Source organism: Pseudomonas sp. NFX183 (assembly GCF_047943075.1).
GTDB lineage: Bacteria > Pseudomonadota > Gammaproteobacteria > Pseudomonadales > Pseudomonadaceae > Aquipseudomonas.
Map to the genome: position 1 here is coordinate 1,701,419 of NZ_CP181333.1, position 19,090 is coordinate 1,720,508.

At 61.7% G+C, this 19,090-nt stretch carries 14 protein-coding genes and 1 pseudogene; all 15 read right to left on the reverse strand.

Annotated elements, in window-relative coordinates; all coding sequences use genetic code 11:
• Positions 1-154: 154 nt before the first annotated feature.
• Positions 155-889, reverse strand: a complete 735-nt coding sequence (locus ACM530_RS07985; RefSeq protein ID WP_369301648.1) for an amino acid ABC transporter ATP-binding protein — start codon at positions 887-889, stop codon at positions 155-157.
• Positions 882-1,841 carry an amino acid ABC transporter permease gene (locus ACM530_RS07990; RefSeq protein ID WP_145159947.1) on the reverse strand — a complete coding sequence of 320 codons (960 nt, stop codon included), beginning with the start codon at positions 1,839-1,841 and terminating at the stop codon, positions 882-884. The genes ACM530_RS07985 and ACM530_RS07990 overlap by 8 nt, the downstream gene beginning before the upstream one ends.
• A 123-nt stretch (positions 1,842-1,964) precedes the next feature.
• Entirely contained in the window at positions 1,965-2,762 is a 798-nt protein-coding gene (locus ACM530_RS07995) for a transporter substrate-binding domain-containing protein (protein ID WP_145159945.1), read from the reverse strand.
• Between the two features lie 220 nt (positions 2,763-2,982).
• Positions 2,983-3,783, reverse strand: coding sequence for a transporter substrate-binding domain-containing protein (locus tag ACM530_RS08000; protein WP_416364550.1), 801 nt, complete (start codon positions 3,781-3,783; stop codon positions 2,983-2,985).
• Positions 3,784-3,932: 149 nt separating this feature from the next.
• Positions 3,933-6,541: pseudogene (mdoH, locus tag ACM530_RS08005) on the reverse strand (glucans biosynthesis glucosyltransferase MdoH).
• Positions 6,534-8,318 carry a glucan biosynthesis protein gene (locus ACM530_RS08010; protein WP_416364551.1) on the reverse strand — a complete coding sequence of 595 codons (1,785 nt, stop codon included), beginning with the start codon at positions 8,316-8,318 and terminating at the stop codon, positions 6,534-6,536. Before ACM530_RS08010 ends, mdoH begins: the two are co-directional and overlap by 8 nt.
• 267 nt (positions 8,319-8,585) lie before the next feature.
• Positions 8,586-9,023, reverse strand: coding sequence for a D-aminoacyl-tRNA deacylase (dtd, locus tag ACM530_RS08015; RefSeq protein ID WP_078740275.1), 438 nt, complete (start codon positions 9,021-9,023; stop codon positions 8,586-8,588).
• A complete protein-coding gene (pip, locus tag ACM530_RS08020; RefSeq protein ID WP_119738084.1) occupies positions 9,020-9,991 on the reverse strand; it encodes a prolyl aminopeptidase in 972 nt (323 codons plus the stop codon). Before pip ends, dtd begins: the two co-directional genes overlap by 4 nt.
• Positions 9,992-10,095: 104 nt before the next feature.
• Complete coding sequence (locus ACM530_RS08025) at positions 10,096-11,037, reverse strand: alpha/beta hydrolase (RefSeq protein ID WP_416364552.1); 942 nt, start codon at positions 11,035-11,037, stop codon at positions 10,096-10,098.
• Positions 11,038-11,191: 154 nt separating this feature from the next.
• A complete protein-coding gene (gene choX, locus ACM530_RS08030) occupies positions 11,192-12,127 on the reverse strand; it encodes a choline ABC transporter substrate-binding protein (protein ID WP_416364553.1) in 936 nt (311 codons plus the stop codon).
• A 207-nt stretch (positions 12,128-12,334) separates the two neighbouring features.
• A complete protein-coding gene (gene hutG, locus ACM530_RS08035; RefSeq protein WP_416364554.1) occupies positions 12,335-13,135 on the reverse strand; it encodes an N-formylglutamate deformylase in 801 nt (266 codons plus the stop codon).
• Between the two features lie 11 nt (positions 13,136-13,146).
• Complete coding sequence (hutI, locus tag ACM530_RS08040; RefSeq protein WP_416364555.1) at positions 13,147-14,352, reverse strand: imidazolonepropionase; 1,206 nt, start codon at positions 14,350-14,352, stop codon at positions 13,147-13,149.
• Between the two features lie 15 nt (positions 14,353-14,367).
• Positions 14,368-15,777, reverse strand: a complete 1,410-nt coding sequence (locus tag ACM530_RS08045) for an amino acid permease (protein ID WP_416364556.1) — start codon at positions 15,775-15,777, stop codon at positions 14,368-14,370.
• A 162-nt stretch (positions 15,778-15,939) separates the two neighbouring features.
• Positions 15,940-17,478, reverse strand: a complete 1,539-nt coding sequence (gene hutH / locus ACM530_RS08050; protein ID WP_416364557.1) for a histidine ammonia-lyase — start codon at positions 17,476-17,478, stop codon at positions 15,940-15,942.
• A gap of 40 nt (positions 17,479-17,518) precedes the next feature.
• The gene (locus tag ACM530_RS08055; protein WP_416364558.1) at positions 17,519-19,042 is read right to left on the reverse strand and encodes an HAL/PAL/TAL family ammonia-lyase; all 1,524 of its coding nucleotides are present in this window, start codon (positions 19,040-19,042) and stop codon (positions 17,519-17,521) included.
• Positions 19,043-19,090 lie beyond the last annotated feature (48 nt).

The window sequence follows — 19,090 nt, forward strand, 5'->3', positions numbered from 1 at the left end:
TTGAGCGTTTGAGCCTGTTTCGGCTCACCCGCTTGCAGGCACCGCACAATGCAGTGCCGGAGAAGATTAATCGCGGTGTGATGAGGGGGCGGTGTGTCGCCACACACCGCGGCCGCCGGTGCTCAATTGACCCAGTCGAGCCCGGCGTTGAGGTTTACAGGACCTGGCGCAGGAAGGCCTGGGCCCGCGGGTCTTTCGGCGCGTCAAAGAACGCGGCAGGGGAAGCGTCTTCCAGCAATTTGCCATGGTCAAAAAACAGCACCCGGTCGGCCACTTCGCGGGCAAAACCCATCTCGTGGGTGACGCAGACCATGGTCATGCCTTCCAGGGCGAGGGTCTTCATCACGTCCAGCACTTCACCGACCATTTCCGGGTCCAGCGCCGAAGTGGGCTCGTCAAACAGCATGACCTTGGGTTCCATCGCCAACGCGCGGGCGATGGCCACGCGCTGTTGCTGTCCACCGGACAAACGTGACGGAAACTCGTTGGCCTTTTGCGCAATACCGACCTTTTCGAGCAGCGCCAGGGCCTTGGCCTCGCGCTCTTGTTTGCCGCGCTTGCGCACGACTTTTTGCGCCAGGCACAGGTTTTCCAGCACCGTCATGTGCGGGAACAGGTTGAAATGCTGGAACACCATGCCGACTTCGCGACGGTAGGCGTTCACGTCGGTTTTCGGGTCAGCCAGTTGCAGGCCGTCGATGCTGACGGAGCCCGAGTCGAATGCTTCCAAACCATTCAGGCAACGCAGGAAGGTGGATTTGCCGGAACCCGACGGGCCGATCACCACCAGCACTTCGCCCTTGGCGACTTGGGTGGTGACGTGGTCCACCGCGCGCACCACGTGACCACGGGTGTCGAAGACTTTTACCAGATCGCGGACTTCAATCACTTTGCGCGAGCCTCCGCTCAAGCCGGCTGGCCATTTTCGACAGCGGCAGGTTGATCAGCAGGTACAGGCCTGCCACACAGAACAGAATTTCAAACGGCGAGAACGAGGTGGTGATCACCTCGCGGCCACTTTTGAGCAGCTCGGTAATCGCGATTACCGACACCAGCGACGTGTCCTTGACCAGGCTGATAAATTGCCCGGCCAAAGGCGGCAGCACGCGCTTGAACGCTTGCGGCAATACCACATGGCGCATCGACTGGCTGGCACTCAGGCCCAGGGAACGCGCGGCTTCATTCTGGCCGCGGGTGATCGACTGCACACCGGCGCGCACGATTTCCGCCACATAAGCGCCGGTGAACAGCGACAGCGCCGCGATCCCGGCAAACTCCCGCGACAGATTGAGCACCGTGCCGATGAAGAAATAGAAAATGAAGATCTGCACCAACAGCGGCGTACCGCGTACCAGCTCGACGTAGATCGTCGACAGGTCGCGCAGGGTCGGGTTACTGGACAGACGGCACAGGCCGGTTGCCAAACCGATCGCCAGGCCGAGAATGCCGGACACCACCGAGAGCCACAATGTGGTCCACAAGCCCCACATCAACGGCCCCAGCGCCCAATGCCGGGTCACGCCCACCACGTCGCCCTCGGCAACATCGTCGCCACGCGACACTTGCAGGCTGTTGTCGGCCACGGTGAGCTTTTGCTCAGTGCCGGCGTCGTTGCGCAGGGTCACTTCAGCGACGTCGCCTTTGTGCACCAGTTCCACCACGGTGGAGATGTCGGCGGCGCGCTGGGACGTTTCGGCCTGATAGGCGAAGTACTGCGGCACGCGGTTCCAGCGCCACTCGTAAGACATCAGCGAGGTGGCGTAGTACAACGCGCCAGCCAGGCCAACCAGCACGACCACGGTCAGCAGGTGCCAGGGCCATTGGGCTTTTTTCTGTTTCATTTCACTTTCCGAAGATGTATCGCCTGGCATGCCGTCATCGCGGGCAAGCCCGCCCCCATAAGGGAACGCATTTCAACTGTGGGAGCTGGCTTGCCTGCGATGAAGTCGACTGGGTGTCAGCCTTTATTCCATGTCCTTGAGCCACTCGGCGCTCTTGAACCACTTGTCATGGATGCGATCGTAGGTGCCGTCGTTGCGGATCTGGTGCAGGAAGTTATTGATGTAGTTGAGGCTGTCGTAATCGCCTTTTTTCAGGCCAAACGCCAACGGCTCGAAGGTGAAGGGTTCTTCCAGGAATACCAGTTTGCCGTTGCCGACCTTTTTCTCGGCAACCACGTTGTACGGTGCGTCATACACAAAGGCATCAGCCTTGCCGTTGACCACGTCGAGCACGCCTTCCTGCTCGTTGTCGTAGCCGTGGTACTTGGCTTTGGAGATCAGCTTTTTGGCGACCATCTCACCGGTGGTGCCCAGCTTGGAGGTCAGGCGGTATTTCTCATCGTTGAGGTCTTTGTAGGACTTGATGGTGCCTTCCAGGTCCTTGCGAATCAGCAACGTCTGGCCGACCACGATGAAGGGTTCGCTGAAATTGAGTCGCAGGTTGCGTTCCTGAGTCAGCGTCATGCCGCTGCCGATCATGTCGAACTTGCCGGTCAGGAAGGCCGGGATGATGCCGTCGTAACCGGTGGACACCAGCTCCAGTTTGACGCCCATCGATTTGGCCATGGCCTTGAGGATGTCGACTTCAAAGCCGATGATGTCACCGCGCTTGTCTGTCATTTCGAACGGCATGTAAGTCGGGTCCATGCCGACTTTCAGCGTGCCGCGCTTGACCGCATCATCGATGGCGCCAGCGTGGGCCGCAGTGGCCGCGACCAGCGCGGTGACGCCGAGCATCAGCATCGAAAGATACTTTTTCATCATCAAGTCCCCTGAACGGTTCTTATAAAGTCGGCGCGCAAAAGGGCTGCACCAATTCGGGGTGCGATCCTACCCCACTCGCTGCCCGTCACAAAGGTTTCACGGGTAAATGTTCCCTGCGTATGTCGGAAAAGCCCCACAACGGTGCAGCAACGCGCAGGGTCAGACAGGTTCAGCGGGAGAGCGCGGCAACGTCTTGATAGATAAGTGGTTATGACGATCAATCAATCTCGGCCATCCAGGCGGTGTCCTTGAACCACTTGTCGTGCAGGCGATCGTAGGTCCCGTCCTGGGCCACCTGGCTGAGGAAGTGGTTGATCCAGTTGAGGCTGTCGTAATCACCTTTTTTCAACCCGAACGCCAGAGGCTCAAAGGTGAATGGCTGCTCGAGCGCCAACAGAGTGCGGTTTTCCGGCCGGGCCATTGCGATCAGGTTGTAGGGTGCGTCATGAATGAAGGCATCGGCATTGCCCTCCACCACCTGCCGCACGCCCTCTTCCGCGGTGGCGAAACTGCTTAACCGGGCTGCCCCGAGAAAGCGTCGCGCCGCTGTCTCTCCGGTCGTACCTGCCGTGGCGGCGATCCGGTAACCCGCCTCGTCGAGGTCTTCGATACTGGAAATTTTGCCGGCCAGGCTCGGATGCAGCAGCGCGGTTTGGCCAACCACGATGAAGGAGTCGCTGAAATTGAGCTTCAGATTGCGCTCTTGAGTGACCGTCATGCCGCTGCCGATCAGATCGAACTTGTTCGCCATCAGCCCCGGTACCAGGTCGGTATAGGGCATGGTGACCAATTCGAGTTGGACGCCCAGGGCGTGGCTCATGGCCTTGAGCAAATCGATCTCGAAGCCGACGATGCGTCCCTGCTTGTCCGTCATCTCGAAGGGCACATAGGCGGGCGTGGTGCCGACCTTAAGCACGCCACGGCGCACGGCGTCGTCCAGGGCGCCGGCACTCAGCAGGCCCGCGTACACCCATGCGACAACGCCCGTCAGCCACGCCCAACAATAGCTTTTGCTCATGATTCCCCCTGTGACCTCGTCAATTCGAGGGGGCGATGCTAACCCAGCCACAGGCACGGCAATACGTCGCGAACAAAGGACTTTTGTTTCGAAATAACAAGGCGTTAGTGCGTAGAGGAAGAAGCGCGAAACGCTGTAGGACCAGCGCTTCAAACGCCCCCGAGGTGGGCCCTCGGGGGCGTATGAATCAGGCCGATTGAGCCTGGGACGACAGCGGTTGCAGCGGCAGCAAAGGCGCGTGCGGGTCCGCCTTGATCGAAGCACGCCAGGCGCCGAGCCACTCGGCGTGGCCTTCGCTCCAGACTTGCTGGTGCAGGCGAGCCAGGGCGACCGGATCGCTGAGCAGCGCCACGCGCTCGCCGTTGTTGAGGCCGGCAGGGCCGACTTTCAATGCGTGGCGGACACGCTCCTGACGCAGATGCTCGATCGGCTCCGCTTCACGGTGACGCGAGGTCGCCAGGGCGCAGGCCAGCGCATTCTGCTGCGGGTCGACGACCGAACGCACAAACCCGTCGTTCAGCGCGTGCCAACGGTTTTCGTGGGTGTACTTCTCGGTCGACAGCAAGGCCTGCGGCGGATTGTATTCCTCAGGGATCAGGAACAGGCTCTCGTCGCGGGACTTGAGGCCCAGCTTCACGCGGCTGGAAATTACCGACACCGGAATCGACAGCATCAGCGAACCGACAATCGGGATCAGCCACCACAGGAAGCTTGGGTTCAGCCACACCACCAACAATGCCCAGAGGAAGCCGAGCAATGTTTGCGGACCGTGACGTTTGACCGCCTCGCTCCACGGCGTGGAGTCGTCGTCACGCTGCGGCGAGTTCCAGGTCGCAGCCCAGCCGAGGAACGCGGCGAGCACGAAACGGGTGTGGAAGATCATCCGCACCGGCGCCAGCAGCATCGAGAACAGCATCTCCAGCAGCATCGACAAGGTCACCTTGAACTTGCCGCCGAACTCTTTCGCGCCCTTGGCCCAGATCAGGATGATGCTCAGCAACTTAGGCAGGAACAACAGCACGATGGTGGTGGAGAACAACGCCACCGCCTTGTCCGGATGCCATTGCGGCCACAGCGGGTACAACTGGCGTGGCGCCATGAAGTACTGCGGCTCCATCAGGGTGTTCACCGCCAGCAACGCCGTCGACAGCACCAGGAAGAAGAACCACAACGGCGCCGACAGGTACGACATCACGCCGGTCAGGAACACCGCGCGGTGCACCGGGTGCATGCCTTTTACCAGGAACAGCCGGAAGTTCATCAGGTTACCGTGGCACCAGCGACGGTCACGCTTGAGTTCGTCCAGCAGGTTCGGCGGCAGTTCTTCGTAGCTGCCCGGCAAGTCGTAGGCAATCCACACGCCCCAGCCGGCACGGCGCATCAGCGCTGCTTCAACGAAGTCGTGGGAGAGGATCGCACCGGCAAACGCGCCTTTACCCGGCAACGGCGCCAGGGCGCAGTGCTCGATAAACGGCTTCATGCGGATGATCGCGTTGTGGCCCCAGTAGTGGGATTCACCCAACTGCCAGAAGTGCAGGCCAGCGGTAAACAGCGGGCCGTACACACGGGTGGCGAACTGCTGCATGCGCGCATACAGGGTGTCCATACCCGACGCACGCGGCGCGGTCTGGATAATCCCGGCATCCGGCGTGGCTTCCATCAGGCGCACCAGGCTGGTCAGGCATTCGCCGCTCATCACGCTGTCGGCGTCGAGGACCACCATGTACTTGTAGTCACCGCCCCAGCGACGGCAGAAGTCGTCGAGGTTGCCGCTTTTGCGTTTGACGCGACGGCGACGGCGGCGATAGAAGATCTTGCCGAACCCCCCGGCTTCGCGGCATACGTCAAGCCAGGCTTGCTGTTCGGCGATGCAGATATCGGCTTCGTTACTGTCACTGAGGACGAAGAAATCGAAACGGTCCAGGTCGCCCGTGGCGGCCACCGACTCGAAAGTGGCGCGCAGACCGGCAAATACCCGGGGCACGTCTTCGTTGCAAATCGGCATTACCAGCGCGGTGCGGGCGTCTTTGGGAATCGGCTCGTCACCGGCACTTTTACCGGAAATCCGGTATTTATCGTGACCGGTGAGCAGTTCCAGAAAGCCCATCAGCGCGGTCCAGAAACCGGCCGAGACCCAGCAGAACAAGATCCCGAACATGATCAGGATGCTGGTTTGCAGCGCGTAAGGCAGCACTTGGGTCGCGGTTTGCAGCAAGGTCTGGTTGCGCACTTCGTCGAAGTCGACCAGTGACCAGCCCTGGTACGGCATGATGCCTTTCATGTACCAGCCGGCAACGATGGTCTGACCGAGCATCAAAATCAGCAGGATGTAGCGGCGGATCGAACCGACGGTACGCCAGCGCGCGGCCGGCAGTACACGATCGTCCTTGGGCGGCTTTGGCGGGTTGGTGCGACCGGTCATCCGGCGCCAACCGCGCACCAGAATGTTGGTGCGCCAAGGCTCAGGCACCACTTTGGTCCGACGGATCGGCGGCGTGGCCTTCAGGCAAACCCGGCCGCTGGCGTCGAGCGCAAGCATTTCCGCGTCTTGCAGCTCTTCGGCGGTGTTGAGGGTCAGCCGACGGCCGACCGACGCTTGGGCAGCGTCGGTTGGTGCGTCGAACGTCGCGGACGAAAGCCGCTCATGCAGCTCGCTGAAGGACGTGCAGCCCGCTAGCTCGGCGCGCTGCTCGGCGGTCATCGGGAGGTGCGCCAGGTACTCGGACAGAGTCTCGGGCGTGGCTTGAGAATTACTCATCGGCAGGCAACTGATAGCTCCAGGTTTCGGTCAGGACGTGTTCTGTCTTGGCCGGCTCCGGATTAGAGAGTGGCGTGGCCGGGGCAGCTTCTGGCTGCTTGGCTTCCTTGTCTTTGGCTTCTTTCGCGTCTTTTGCGTCTTTTGCTTCTTTAGCTTCTTTCTTGGCCTGCTTCTCGTGTTGCTTGGCCAAGAGCTTGTCGGCCTTGATCACTTGGGTCGACGCTTTCTCAGGCTCCGGCTGCGGGATGTCCTGGACCAGGGCCGCACGCATTTCAGTCGGTTTGCCTGCGTCCTTGATCTTCATCCGCAGGGTCAGGCGCCAGCCTTTGGTGTGTTCGTTGTAACGCACGCTGTTTTCAACGATTTCGGCGTTGTCGCCGACACTCACTTGGCTGCGCACCGCGGCGTCTGCCGGCAGGGCTTTGAGGGACGGGCCCTCGAAGTCAACGAGGTAGGCCACGCTGCCGTCCGGCTGACGGATCAGGTTGGATTGCTTCACGTCACCGGTCGAACGCAGGGTCTGCTTGACCCAGGCGCTGTCGGCCGGGTGCAGGGCTTTCTCGTCCATGGTCCAGTGCAGGCGGTAGCTGATGTCCAGCGGCTCGCCGACTTTTGGCAGCTCGGCCGGGCTCCAGAACGCAACGATGTTGTCGTTGGTTTCATCGGCGGTCGGAATCTCTACCAAATCGACCGAACCCTTGCCCCAGTCGCCTTCAGGCTCGATCCAGGCGCTTGGGCGCTTGTCGTAGTTGTCGTCCAGGTCTTCGTAGTGGCTGAAGTCGCGGCCACGTTGCAGCAGGCCGAAACCACGCGGGTTTTCGATGGCAAAGTTGCTGACCGACAGGTGTTTAGGGTTGTTCAGAGGGCGCCAGATCCACTCGCCATTGCCGGCATGGATCGACAGACCGCTGGAATCGTGCAGTTCACGACGGTAGTTGAGCACCTTGGACGGCTGGTTCGCACCGAACAGGAACATGCTGGTCAGCGGGGCAACGCCCAGTTTGCTGACCTTGTCGCGCAGGAACATCTGCGATTTGACGTCGACAACGGTGTCGGTGCCAGGGCGCAGGGTCAGGCGATAGGCGCCGGTGGCGCGTGGGGAGTCCAGCAAGGCGAAGATCACCAACTGCTTTTCACCCGGTTTTGGACGCTCGATCCAGAATTCGGTAAAACGCGGGAATTCTTCACCGGACGGCAATGCAGTGTCGATCGCCATGCCACGGGCAGACAGGCCATACGACTGGCCTTTGCCGACGACGCGGAAGTAGCTGGCGCCAAGCATGGTCATGATTTCGTCTTGCTTGTCGGGCGTGTTGATCGGGTACAGCACACGGAAACCGGCATAACCCAGCTGTTCAGTGGACTTGGGATCGTATTTCACGTCGCCGAAATCGAAACGCGTCGGGTCGTATTTGATTTCCTGGACGGTGTCGGCGGTGACTTCGTTGATTTTCACCGGCGTGTCGAAGTGCATGCCCTGGTGATAGAAGGACAGCTTGAACGGCGTGTTCTGATCGGCCCACTCGGCCTTTTCGTTACGGAAACGAATCTTCTGATAGTCGGCGAATTTCATTTCGCGAAATTCGTTCGGCAGATTGCTGCGCGGAGCTTCGTATTTCTGCCCGGCCAGCTCTTTTGCCTTGGCCGACACATCATCCAGACTGAATGCCCACAGTTGACCCGCGCCGAACAGGCAAAACAGGGCAGAGCCCGTTACCAGTGCGTTTCGTAACCGTTTGGCAGACAATTTTGGTGCATTACAGGGACTAACAATCACGAGCAACCCTCGCCGAAAACAGATCAAAAAACCAACGGCCAGCTATCTATATGCCAGGTTGGCGAGCATTGTTCCGACTCCCTTGGGTCAAAATGATTCCCCATTGGTTTGTCGGACAAGTCTCTACCTAAGTCAAAAATGGACCAAACAACGCTGATCCCCGTAGCGCGCGATTATCTAGTAGCCCGCGAAACAACGCATCAGGGACAACGAAGTATTTGTAGCGAAACCCTGCGTTTTTAGGCATTAACGTCGTTTTTAATACATTCATGTCTGTAAGAGGAAGGTCACAGGGCCATCATTGACCAAATGCACCTGCATATCCGCCCCAAAACGCCCTGACGCCACCTTGCCATGCAATTGTTGCGCTTGTAACAGCAAGTGATCAAAAAGCGCTGCTCCCAGCGCCGGAGGGGCCGCCGTGGAGAAGCTTGGCCGCAGGCCACTTTTGGTATCCGCCGCCAGGGTGAACTGCGACACCAGCAGCAAACCGCCGCCAATGTCTTTCAAGGACAGGTTCATCTTGCCCTCGTCATCACTGAATACCCGGTAGTTAAGCAGCTTGTGTAACAGTTTGTCGGCGCTCTCTGGGGTATCTGAAGGCTCAACGGCGACCAGCACCAGCAAACCCTGGTCAATTGCGCCTACGACCTCGCCCGCCACTTCGACGCGGGCGCCACGCACCCGTTGCAACAGGCCCTTCATGCTTCTTCTGGCGGCAGATCAAGCAGGCGCCGTGCCATTTCGCCGGTTGCACGCACCAAGGCATCGGTAATGCCGGGCTCGGACGCGGCATGGCCGGCCTCGCGAATCACCTGCAGCTCACTGTTGGGCCACGCCTGATGCAGCTCCCAGGCATTGTCCAGCGGGCAAATCATATCGTAGCGCCCGTGAATGATTACGCCAGGCAAGTGGGCGATCTTGTGCATGTCGCGAATCAGCTGGTTGGGCTCAAGGAAAGAGTTGTTGGTGAAGTAGTGGCATTCGATACGTGCGATCGACAGCGCGCGCTGCGGCTCGGAAAACCGCTCGACATGCTGCGGGCTCGGGCACAGGCCCAGCATGCGGCCTTCCCAGCCGGACCACGCCTTGGCGGCGTGCATCTGGGCGATCTGGTCGTTGCCGGTCAGGCGTTTGTGGTAGGCGGCGACCAGGTCGTGGCGCTCATCCGCCGGGATCGGTGCCAGGTAGTCCTGCCAGTAATCCGGGAACATGCGGCTCGCACCTTCCTGGTAAAACCAGTGAATGTCCTGGTCGCGCGCCAGGAAGATCCCGCGCAGGATCAGGCCATGCACGCGCTCGGGATGGGTTTGCGCGTAAGCCAGCGACAGGGTCGAGCCCCAGGAGCCGCCAAACAGCACCCACTTTTCGATGCCCAGGTGTTCGCGAATGCGCTCAAGGTCGGCGACCAGGTCCCAGGTGGTGTTGTTTTCCAGGCTGGCGCGAGGCGTGGAGCGTCCGCAGCCGCGCTGATCGAAGGTGACAATGCGGTACAGGTTCGGATCAAAGTAGCAGCGGCTCTGGGCGTCGCAGCCGGAGCCCGGGCCACCGTGGATAAAGACGACGGGCAAGCCTTCGGGGGAGCCACTTTCATCGACGTACAGGGTGTGGGTGTCATCGACGGCCAGATCGTGCCGGGCGTAGGGTTTGATCTGCGGGTACCAAGTCTGCATTGCGCGCTCCGTAGGGTGTCGGGTTCATCCCTGAGGGGACGTCTATTATTTTTGCCGTCTGGCATCATAAACCCGAATTGTGCAATGAGCATGTCCTTGAGCACTTAGACCTGTGTCAGCCCTTCGCTCCCCAGGCAGCGCCGCACGTAGCCCAATAGATACTCGTAGAGCTGATCCACCTGCGCCACTTGGCCGCGCGCGCGTAAACAGCCGTGGACCAGGCCTTTGCCGGGATACAACACCGCCTCCACAGTTGCCGCCCGCAGGCGTTCGGCATACAGCATGCCGTCGTCGCGCAGCGGGTCGAACTGGGCCACGGCGATCAACGCCTTGGGTAAACCGCTGAAGTCCTTGGCCAGCAGTGGCATGGCATAGGCCGATGGCGTGTCCGCGCCCGGCAGGTAGAGCGCCAGGTAGCAATCGGTGTCGGCGGTACTGAGCAAGGGCGCATCCATGCAGTCACGGCGCGACGGCAGGTCCGCCGCGCCGCCCAAACCTGGGTAAATCAGCACTTGGGCGCGGGGCAGCGGCTGGCCGTCATCGCGCAAACCCAGGCACAACGCCGCAGCCAGATTGCCGCCCGCGCTGTCACCCATCACCACCAGGCGCTGCAGGTTGATGGCGTGCGGCCCCTGCCCGGCCTGGATGGCCTGCCACACTGCGCGGCAATCCTGGTATGCCGCCGGGAACGGGTGTTCCGGCGCCAGGCGGTAGTCGATGGCGATCACCAGTGCTTCAAGCGTGCTGGCCAGCTCGAAGCAGATGAAGTCATGGGAATCCAGCCCGCCGACCACCCAGCCGCCGCCGTGCATATAAAGCAGGCATGGCCAGCCTTCGGTTGGCGTGGGCGCCGAAGGGAGATAGCTGCGCACGCCGACTGCACCGAGGGCAAAGTCAGCGACTTGCAGCCCTGCTGGCTTCGGCGGGGTGAATGCCTGGCACATGCGGTCGTAGTTACGGCGTAAACCTGCGAGCGACGAGTCGTCGCTGCTGAAGGATTCGGTTTTAGTGACGAAGGCCGCAAGCTGCGGAGAAATCGGATACATGCGCAAATATCCCTAATCGCTGTAGATCAAGTGTGGGAGCTGGCTTGCCCGCGATAGCGGTGTGTCAGCCACTTGTGAATGACCTGATACGCCGCCATCGCGGGCAAGCCCGCTCCCACATTTGCCCTGTGTTGTTTGAGCTACCCTGCCTGGCTTAGGGTTTGAGGCTGGACTGGACGGCCGCGACGCCATCGCCGCCATCAAACGCTGTCACCCCAGCCAGCCAGCGCTGCAAATCCTCGGGGTGCTCGCGCAGCCAGTGCTTGGCCACGTCCTGCGGCGATTGGCGCTCCATGATCGGCACCATCAACTGGCTTTCCTGCGCGGCGGTGAAGGTCAGGTTTGTCAGCAGCCGGTTGGCGTTGGGGCAACGCTCGGCGAAATCCGGCGCGGTCACGGTGGACACCGTGGCCCGACCTTCGTCAGCGCCAAACACATCTTCGCTGCCGGTGAGGTAAGCCATTTTCATGTTGATGTTCATCGGGTGCGGGGTCCAACCGACAAAAACGACAAACTCCTTGCGATTCACCGCACGCTGTACGGCCGCGAGCATGCCCGCTTCACCGGAGGCAACCAGCTTGAAGCCGCCCAGGCCAAAGTGGTTGGTGTCGATCATTTTCTGGATATCGGTATTCGCGCCACTGCCAGGCTCGATGCCGTAGATCTTGGCGCCCAGCTTGTCCTTGAAACGCGCAATGTCGGCAAAGGTTTTCAGCCCGGCGTCGGCCACGTATTGCGGCACCGCCAGAGTGGCCTGGGCGTCAGACAGGCTGGGCGTGTCGAAGACCTTGACCTGCTTGGCGGCCAGGAACGGCGCGATGTTGTTGTCCATCGCCGGTTTCCAGTAGCCGAGGAAGATATCCAGGCGCTTGTCGCGGATGCCGGCAAAGATGATCTGTTGCACGGCGCTGGTCTGTTTGCTGTCGTAGCCCAGGCCATTGAGCAGCACGTCAGCCATGCCGGAGGTGGCGACCACGTCGGTCCAACTGACCACGCCCATGCGTATGGCTTTGCAGGATGCAGGTTCTGCGGCCATGGCGTTGGCGCTGATCAAAGCGGCGCCGGTGAGGATCAACAACAGTCTTTTCATGGATGAGGTCTCACTCGGCAGCTTTATTGTGGGGAGTGGCGTCTGGCGCGCCCTACCCACAACCTTACCCAGCGGGACCTCTGTTAACACGACCTGTGGCGACCGGCAGTTGCACTGGGGCGACTGTGAGGCCTCATCGCAGGCAAGCCAGCTCCCACCTTGAAATGCATTCCAAATGTGGGAGCTGGCTTGCCTGCGATAGCCATTTCAGCCGTAACGCTTCTGCCCCCAGGCCAACAACCCTTCCAGCAACTGCTTCAACACCACCCGTGTCGGCTCGGCCAAATCCGGCCGATAACGAAACGGCTCAAACTCCTCCATATAAGCGCTCTGGCACAACTCCAGCTGCACCGCATGAATATCCTGCGCCGGGTCGCCGTAATGGCGAGTGATATGCCCGCCCTTGAAGCGCCCGTTAAGCACGTGGGTGTACTGCGGGTGCGCGGCGCAAATCGCCTCCAGCTGGCTGGCCAGCTCAGGATCACAGGCGGCGCCATTGAAAGTGCCGAGGTTGAAGTCCGGCAGCTTGCCTTCAAACAGGTGCGGGATCACCGAGCGGATCGAGTGCGCATCAAACAGCAGCGCATAGCCGAACTCGGCCTTGAGCCGCGCCAGTTCCTCTTGCAGGGCGCGGTGGTACGGCCCCCAAATCTTCTGCAGGTAGGTGGCGCGCTCCTCGGCGGAAGGCTCCAGGCCTTCGCGAAATAACGGCACGCCGTCGAACAATGTCGCCGGGTACAGCCCCGTAGTGGCACCGACATACAGCGGCTTGTCGTCCGATGGCCGGTTCAGGTCGATCACAAACCGCGAGTACTCTGCCGACAAGGTGCTGGCGCCCAGGCCTTCGGCAAAGTCATACAGCGTGGGAATGTGCCAGTCGGTGTCCGGCAGGCTGTGTGCCTCGGGGATCAATCCGGCTTGCACCGCAGGCGTCAGGCGCAGGCCCGCGTGGGGCATGCTGATCAGCAGCGGCACTCGGCCTTGTTTGAAGTTCAGAACCTTATCCACAGCAGTGCTCCTTAAACAGTGACATCGACGCCGTGGCGCACCACGCGTTTATCCAGTTCGCCGCCCAGCCAGTAGGCCAGGTCGGCGGGGCGATCAATCTGCCAGGCGACAAAGTCGGCGACCTTGCCCACTTCCAGCGAGCCGTGGGTGTCGCCCATGCCCAGCGCGGTAGCCGCGTGTTGCGTGGCGCCGGCCAGGGCTTCTTCCGGGGTCATGCGGAACAGCGTGCAGGCCATGTTCAGCATCAGGCGCACCGACAGCGCCGGCGAGGTGCCGGGGTTGAGGTCGCTGGCGATGGCAATCTTCACGCCGTGCTTGCGCAGCGCATCCATCGGCGGCAGCTGGGTTTCACGCAGAAAGTAGAACGCGCCCGGCAGCAACACGGCGACAGTGCCCGACGCGGCCATGGCGATGGCGTCGTCCTCGGTCATGAATTCCAGATGGTCCGCCGACAGCGCGTGGTAACGCGCGGCCAGGCTTGAGCCATGCAACGAAGAGAGTTGCTCGGCGTGCAGCTTCACCGGCAGGCCAAGTTGCTGGGCGACCTTGAACACGCGCTCAACCTGTTCAGGAGAAAACGCCAGGTATTCGCAGAAGGCGTCCACCGCGTCCACCAGCCCTTCGGCCGCCAGGGCCGGCAGCATCTCGTGGCAGATGTGGTCGATGTAATCGTCGGCGCGGTCCTTGTACTCCGGCGGCAATGCGTGCGCTGCCAGGCACGTGGCGCGCACGCTGACCGGCAGCGCTTCGCCGAGGCGACGGATGACCCGCAGCAGTTTGCGCTCGCTGGCCAGGTCCAGGCCGTAGCCGGACTTGATCTCCACCGTGGTCACGCCGTCACGCAGCAAACTGCGCAGGCGCTTGTGCGCGCTGGCAAACAGTTCATCTTCAGTGGCCGCGCGGGTGGCGCGCACGGTGCTGGCAATACCGCCACCCTTGGCCGCGATGTCGGCGTAGCTCACGCCTTCAAGGCGCTGCTCGAATTCGCCGCTGCGATTGCCGCCGAACACCGTGTGGGTGTGGCAGTCGATCAGCCCGGGGGTGACACACGCGCCTTGCAGGTCATGCACCTGGGCGTAATCCGCCGTCGGCGCCTGGCTGCGGGGGCCAATCCACTCGATGAGCGAATTGGCAGTGACCATGGCGGCATCCTCGATGATCGAGTATTTGCCGTCTGCCATGGTTGCGACGTGGCAGTGTTGCCAAAGCGTTTTCATCAACGCCTCCCTAAGTTAACGATGAGACAAAGCCGGGTCGTAATGAACCGTGGCCGCTTGCCCGGCAGCGGGTTTGACCCACAGCAGGTAAGCGACGACAAGCAGCACAATCCACACGGCGCCGACCAGCAAAGCGGCCTGGGTGTCCGGGAAGTAACCCAGCACGCCAAACACGAACAGCATGAACACGATGGCCGCTGCGGGCGCATAGGGCCAGAACGGCACCGGGAATTTCAGCGCGGCGACCTGCTCCTTGGTCATCGAGCGGCGCATTGCGACCTGAGTGAACAGAATCATCAGCCACACCCACACAGTGGCGAAGGTGGCAATCGAGGCGATCACTAGGAACACGTTCTCCGGAATCAGGTAATTGAGCACCACGCCGCCAAGCAACGCCGCGCCCATCACCACCACGGTCATCCACGGCACGCCCTGTTTGGACAGCTGCGCAAAGCCCTTGGGCGCCTGCCCTTGCTGGGCCAGGCCGTACATCATGCGGCCGGCGCCAAAGATGTCGCTGTTGATAGCCGAGACGGCCGCCGAGATCACCACGATGTTAAGGATGGTCGCCGCCGAGCCGATGCCCAGGTTGCTGAAGATCTGCACGAACGGGCTGCCCTGGCTGCCGATCTGCGGCCACGGGTAGATCGCCATCAACACGAACAGCGTCAGCACGTAGAACAACAGGATGCGCAACGGCACTGCGTTGATCGCCTTGGGGATCACGCGTTGCGGGTCCTTGGCTTCACCGGCGGTGATGCCGATGATTTCGATGCCGCCGAACGCAAACATCACCACCGCGAACGAGGCGATCAGGCCGCCAACGCCGTTGGGCATGAAGCCGCCATGGGCCCACAGGTTGCTGATGCCGCTGGCCTGGGTGTCGCCGGCCGAATGAATGCCGAACAGCATGATGCCGAAACCGCCGAGAATCATCGCCACAATGGCGCCGACCTTGAGCAGCGACAGCCAGAACTCCATCTCGCCAAACACTTTGACGTTGCACAGGTTCAGGCCGCCGATCAAAAACACAATGCCGAGCACCCACACCCAGCGCGCGACCTCGGGAAACCAGAAGCCCATGTAGATGCCAAACGCGGTGACGTCGGCGAGGCAGACGATGATCATTTCAAACGCATAGGTCCAGCCGAGGATAAACCCGGCCATCGGGCCCAGGTAGGTGCTGGCGTACTGGCCGAAGGAGCCGGAAACCGGATTGTGCACAGCCATCTCGCCGAGGGCGCGCATCACCATGAATACGGCGGCGCCGCCGATCAGATAGGCGAGCAGCACGGCGGGGCCGGCCATCTGAATGGCGGAGGCAGAGCCATAGAACAGCCCGGTGCCGATCGCGGAACCGAGTGCCATGAAGCGAATATGTCGGGCGTTCAGCCCGCGTTTCAAACCCTTTTCTTGCTGGTGCATTTCTCTTCCCTAGTTATTGTTATCCCGAGAAAATTCAAATCGGCGAATGCTCAACCTGTGGGAGCTGGCTTGCCTGCGATGGCGGTATGTCAGTCACACATGTGTCAACTGACAGATAGCTATCGCAGGCAAGCCAACTCCCACAGTTGGACAGCGGCGAGCTTAGAGGCTCGGCAGCAACTTGGCCGGCACCAGCTCGTTCAGGCAGCGGCTGGCGAGCAGTTCGCTGGCGGCATTGATGTCCGGGGCGAAGAAGCGGTCCTTGTCGTAGAAGCCGACTTTGGCACGCAGGATGCCACGGGCTTTTTCCAGCTTCGGCGAGGTTTTCAAACCGTCGCGCAGGTCCAGGCCCTGGCACGCCGCCAGCCATTCCACCGCCAGGATGCCACGGGTGTTCTCGGCCATTTCCCACAGGCGTTTGCCCGCAGCCGGGGCCATGGACACGTGGTCTTCCTGGTTCGCCGAAGTCGGCAGGCTATCCACGCTGTGCGGATGGGACAGCGCCTTGTTCTCGCTGGCGAGTGCAGCAGCAGTCACCTGGGCGATCATGAAGCCGGAGTTGACCCCGCCATTGCCCACCAGGAACGGCGGCAATTGCGACATGTGTTTGTCCATCATCAACGAGATACGGCGCTCGCTCAGGGAGCCGATTTCGGCGATGGCCAACGCCATGTTGTCAGCCGCCATGGCCACCGGTTCGGCGTGGAAGTTGCCGCCGGAAATCACGTCACCTTCGGCAGCAAACACCAGCGGGTTATCCGACACGGCGTTGGCCTCTACCACCAGCACGTCGGCGGCCTGGCGGAACTGGGTCAGGCAGGCGCCCATGACTTGTGGCTGGCAGCGCAGGGAGTACGGGTCTTGCACCTTGTCGCAGTTCTGGTGCGACTGGGAGACCTGGCTGCTTTCGCCGAGCAGGTCGCGATAGGCCGCAGCCGAATCGATCTGCCCACGCTGGCCACGTGCGGCGTGAATACGCGCGTCGAACGGCGAGCGCGAGCCGAGCACGGCTTCCACGGTCAGCCCGCCGCACGCCAGTGCAGCGGCGAACAAGTCTTCGCCCTCGAGCAGGCCGCGCAGCGCATAGGCGGTGGACACCTGGGTGCCGTTGAGCAGGGCCAGGCCTTCTTTGGCGGCAAGGGTCAGCGGCGTCAGGCCTGCGACTTTGAGTGCCTCGGTGGCTTCCAGCCATTCGCCTTTGTAGCGCGCCTTGCCCTCGCCCAGCAGCACCAGCGACATGTGCGCCAACGGCGCCAGGTCGCCCGAAGCGCCGACCGAACCTTTGAGTGGGATGTGCGGGTACACCTCGGCGTTGATCAGTGCGATCAGCGCGTCGATCACCTGGCGGCGAATCCCGGAGAAACCACGGCTCAGGCTGTTGACCTTGAGCACCATGACCAACCGCACCAGCGCGTCGCTGATCGGCTCACCAACGCCGGCGGCGTGGGACAGCACCAGCGAACGCTGGAGGTTTTCCAGGTCTTCGCTGGCGATGCGGGTCGAGGCCAGCAGGCCGAAACCGGTGTTGATGCCATAGGCGGTGCGATTCTCGGCGAGAATCTGCTCCACGCAGGCAACACTGGCTTCGATCTGCGCCGTGGCGCTGTCATCCAGATTGAGGGTTACCGGCTGCTGGTAGATGGCCCGCAGTTGGGCAAGACTCAGTTGGCCTGGAATCAGATTTAGCGCAGTCACATTCATGCTCCTTTGAATTGTTCTTCTGAAATTTTTGAATAAGTAATCAGTGCAAATGGGGTAATACGTGGTGCAGCAAAGCGGTGTCCTTGAGCAACGCCGCGGCGCTGGCGATGTCCGGCGCCAGCCAGCGGTCTTGCTCGTAAGGTGGGACTTTTTCACGTAGCAGACGCCAGGCGCTGTCGGTGCCTGCGCCGAAACGCTGGTCCTTGAGAAACTCGAAGGCCTGGGCCGCCAGCAGGTACTCGATGGCGAGAATCTGGGTGACGTTGGCCAGCAACTGATGCAGCTTGAGCGCGGCGTTGGTGCCCATGCTCAGGTGGTCTTCCTGCAGGCCGGAGGTGACGAAGTTGTCGAGCACCGCCGGTTGCGCCAGCTGGCGGTTTTGCCCGCACAGCGAAGCGGCGACGTATTGCACGATCATCATCCCGGAGTTGACGCCGGGGTTGCTGACCAGGAACGCCGGCAAGCCGCTGACGTGCGGGTTGATCAGGCGGTCCAGGCGGCGCTCGGCCACCGAGCCGATTTCGGCCATGGCGATGGCGAGCATGTCGGCCGCCAAGGCCACGGACTGCCCGTGCGGGTTGGCCTGGGACACCACGCGGTAGGTGTCTGGCGTGCCGAGCACCAGCGGGTTGTCGGTGGCGCTGTTGAGTTCGGTCTCGATCTGGCGCGTGGCATGTTCGACCTGGTCGCGCGCGGCGCCGTGGATTTGCGGGATCGAGCGGATGCTCAAGGCGTCCTGGGTACGAATGCCCTGGCTGCTGGCGATCACTTCACTGCCATCGAGCAAGGCGCGCAGGTTGATGCCGACTTGCTGCATGCCCGGGTGCGGCTTGAGGGCGATGATGGCTTCATCAAAAGCGTCGATCTGGCCGCGCTGGGCCTCGAAACTCATGGCGCCGATCACGTCGGCCCATTGCAGCAAATGATGTGCGTCGGCCAGGGCCAGGCAGCTCAGGCCGGTCATGCACGGCGTGCCGTTGACCAGGCACAGGCCGTCTTTGGCGCCGAGTACCACCGGCTGCAAACCTTCTGCGTGTAATGCTTCTTGCGCTGTCACGATCTGACCGCGATAGCTCACCGTGCCGACACCGAGCAACGCCACGCCGACGTGGGCCATGTGAGTCAAGTAACCCACCGAACCCTGGGACGGCACTTGCGGCGTGATGCCGTGGTTGAGCAGCGCCAGCAGCGAATGCACCACCTGTGGGTGCAGGCCGGATTTGCCGTGGCTGTAGTTGATAATTGCCGCGCAAATAATCGCGCGGGTTTGCTCGTCACTCAGCACCGGGCCGACGCCGCAGGCGTGGCTCAGCAAGGTATTGCGCGACAGCTGGCTGAGTTGCTCGCCCTTGAGCGACACATTGCACAGCGCGCCCAGGCCGGTGTTCACGCCATAGGCGCGCTCGCCGCTGGTGACGATGCGCTGCACGATGGCCTGGGCATTGTCGATGCGCGCCCAGGCGTGGCCCGAGAGTTCGAGCTGCGCACCAAAGCGGGCGACGGCGACCACGTCCTGCCAACGCAGGGGGGCGTCGGCGATGATGATTTTTGCTGCCTGGGACATCTTCATACCTTCTTCAATTCTTGTGCAGCCTTACCGGCCTCTTCGGGG

What these genes read in the sequence shown, in the direction of transcription:
- ACM530_RS07990 (WP_145159947.1), bottom strand. Translation starts at nt 1,841, where the DNA reads ATGAAACAGAAAAAAGCCCAATGGCCCTGGCACCTGCTGACCGTGGTC.
- ACM530_RS07995 (WP_145159945.1), bottom strand. Translation starts at nt 2,762, where the DNA reads ATGAAAAAGTATCTTTCGATGCTGATGCTCGGCGTCACCGCGCTGGTC.
- ACM530_RS08000 (WP_416364550.1), bottom strand. Translation starts at nt 3,783, where the DNA reads ATGAGCAAAAGCTATTGTTGGGCGTGGCTGACGGGCGTTGTCGCATGG.
- dtd (WP_078740275.1), bottom strand. Translation starts at nt 9,023, where the DNA reads ATGAAGGGCCTGTTGCAACGGGTGCGTGGCGCCCGCGTCGAAGTGGCG.
- pip (WP_119738084.1), bottom strand. Translation starts at nt 9,991, where the DNA reads ATGCAGACTTGGTACCCGCAGATCAAACCCTACGCCCGGCACGATCTG.
- ACM530_RS08025 (WP_416364552.1), bottom strand. Translation starts at nt 11,037, where the DNA reads ATGTATCCGATTTCTCCGCAGCTTGCGGCCTTCGTCACTAAAACCGAA.
- choX (WP_416364553.1), bottom strand. Translation starts at nt 12,127, where the DNA reads ATGAAAAGACTGTTGTTGATCCTCACCGGCGCCGCTTTGATCAGCGCC.
- hutI (WP_416364555.1), bottom strand. Translation starts at nt 14,352, where the DNA reads ATGAAAACGCTTTGGCAACACTGCCACGTCGCAACCATGGCAGACGGC.
- ACM530_RS08045 (WP_416364556.1), bottom strand. Translation starts at nt 15,777, where the DNA reads ATGCACCAGCAAGAAAAGGGTTTGAAACGCGGGCTGAACGCCCGACAT.
- hutH (WP_416364557.1), bottom strand. Translation starts at nt 17,478, where the DNA reads ATGAATGTGACTGCGCTAAATCTGATTCCAGGCCAACTGAGTCTTGCC.
- ACM530_RS08055 (WP_416364558.1), bottom strand. Translation starts at nt 19,042, where the DNA reads ATGTCCCAGGCAGCAAAAATCATCATCGCCGACGCCCCCCTGCGTTGG.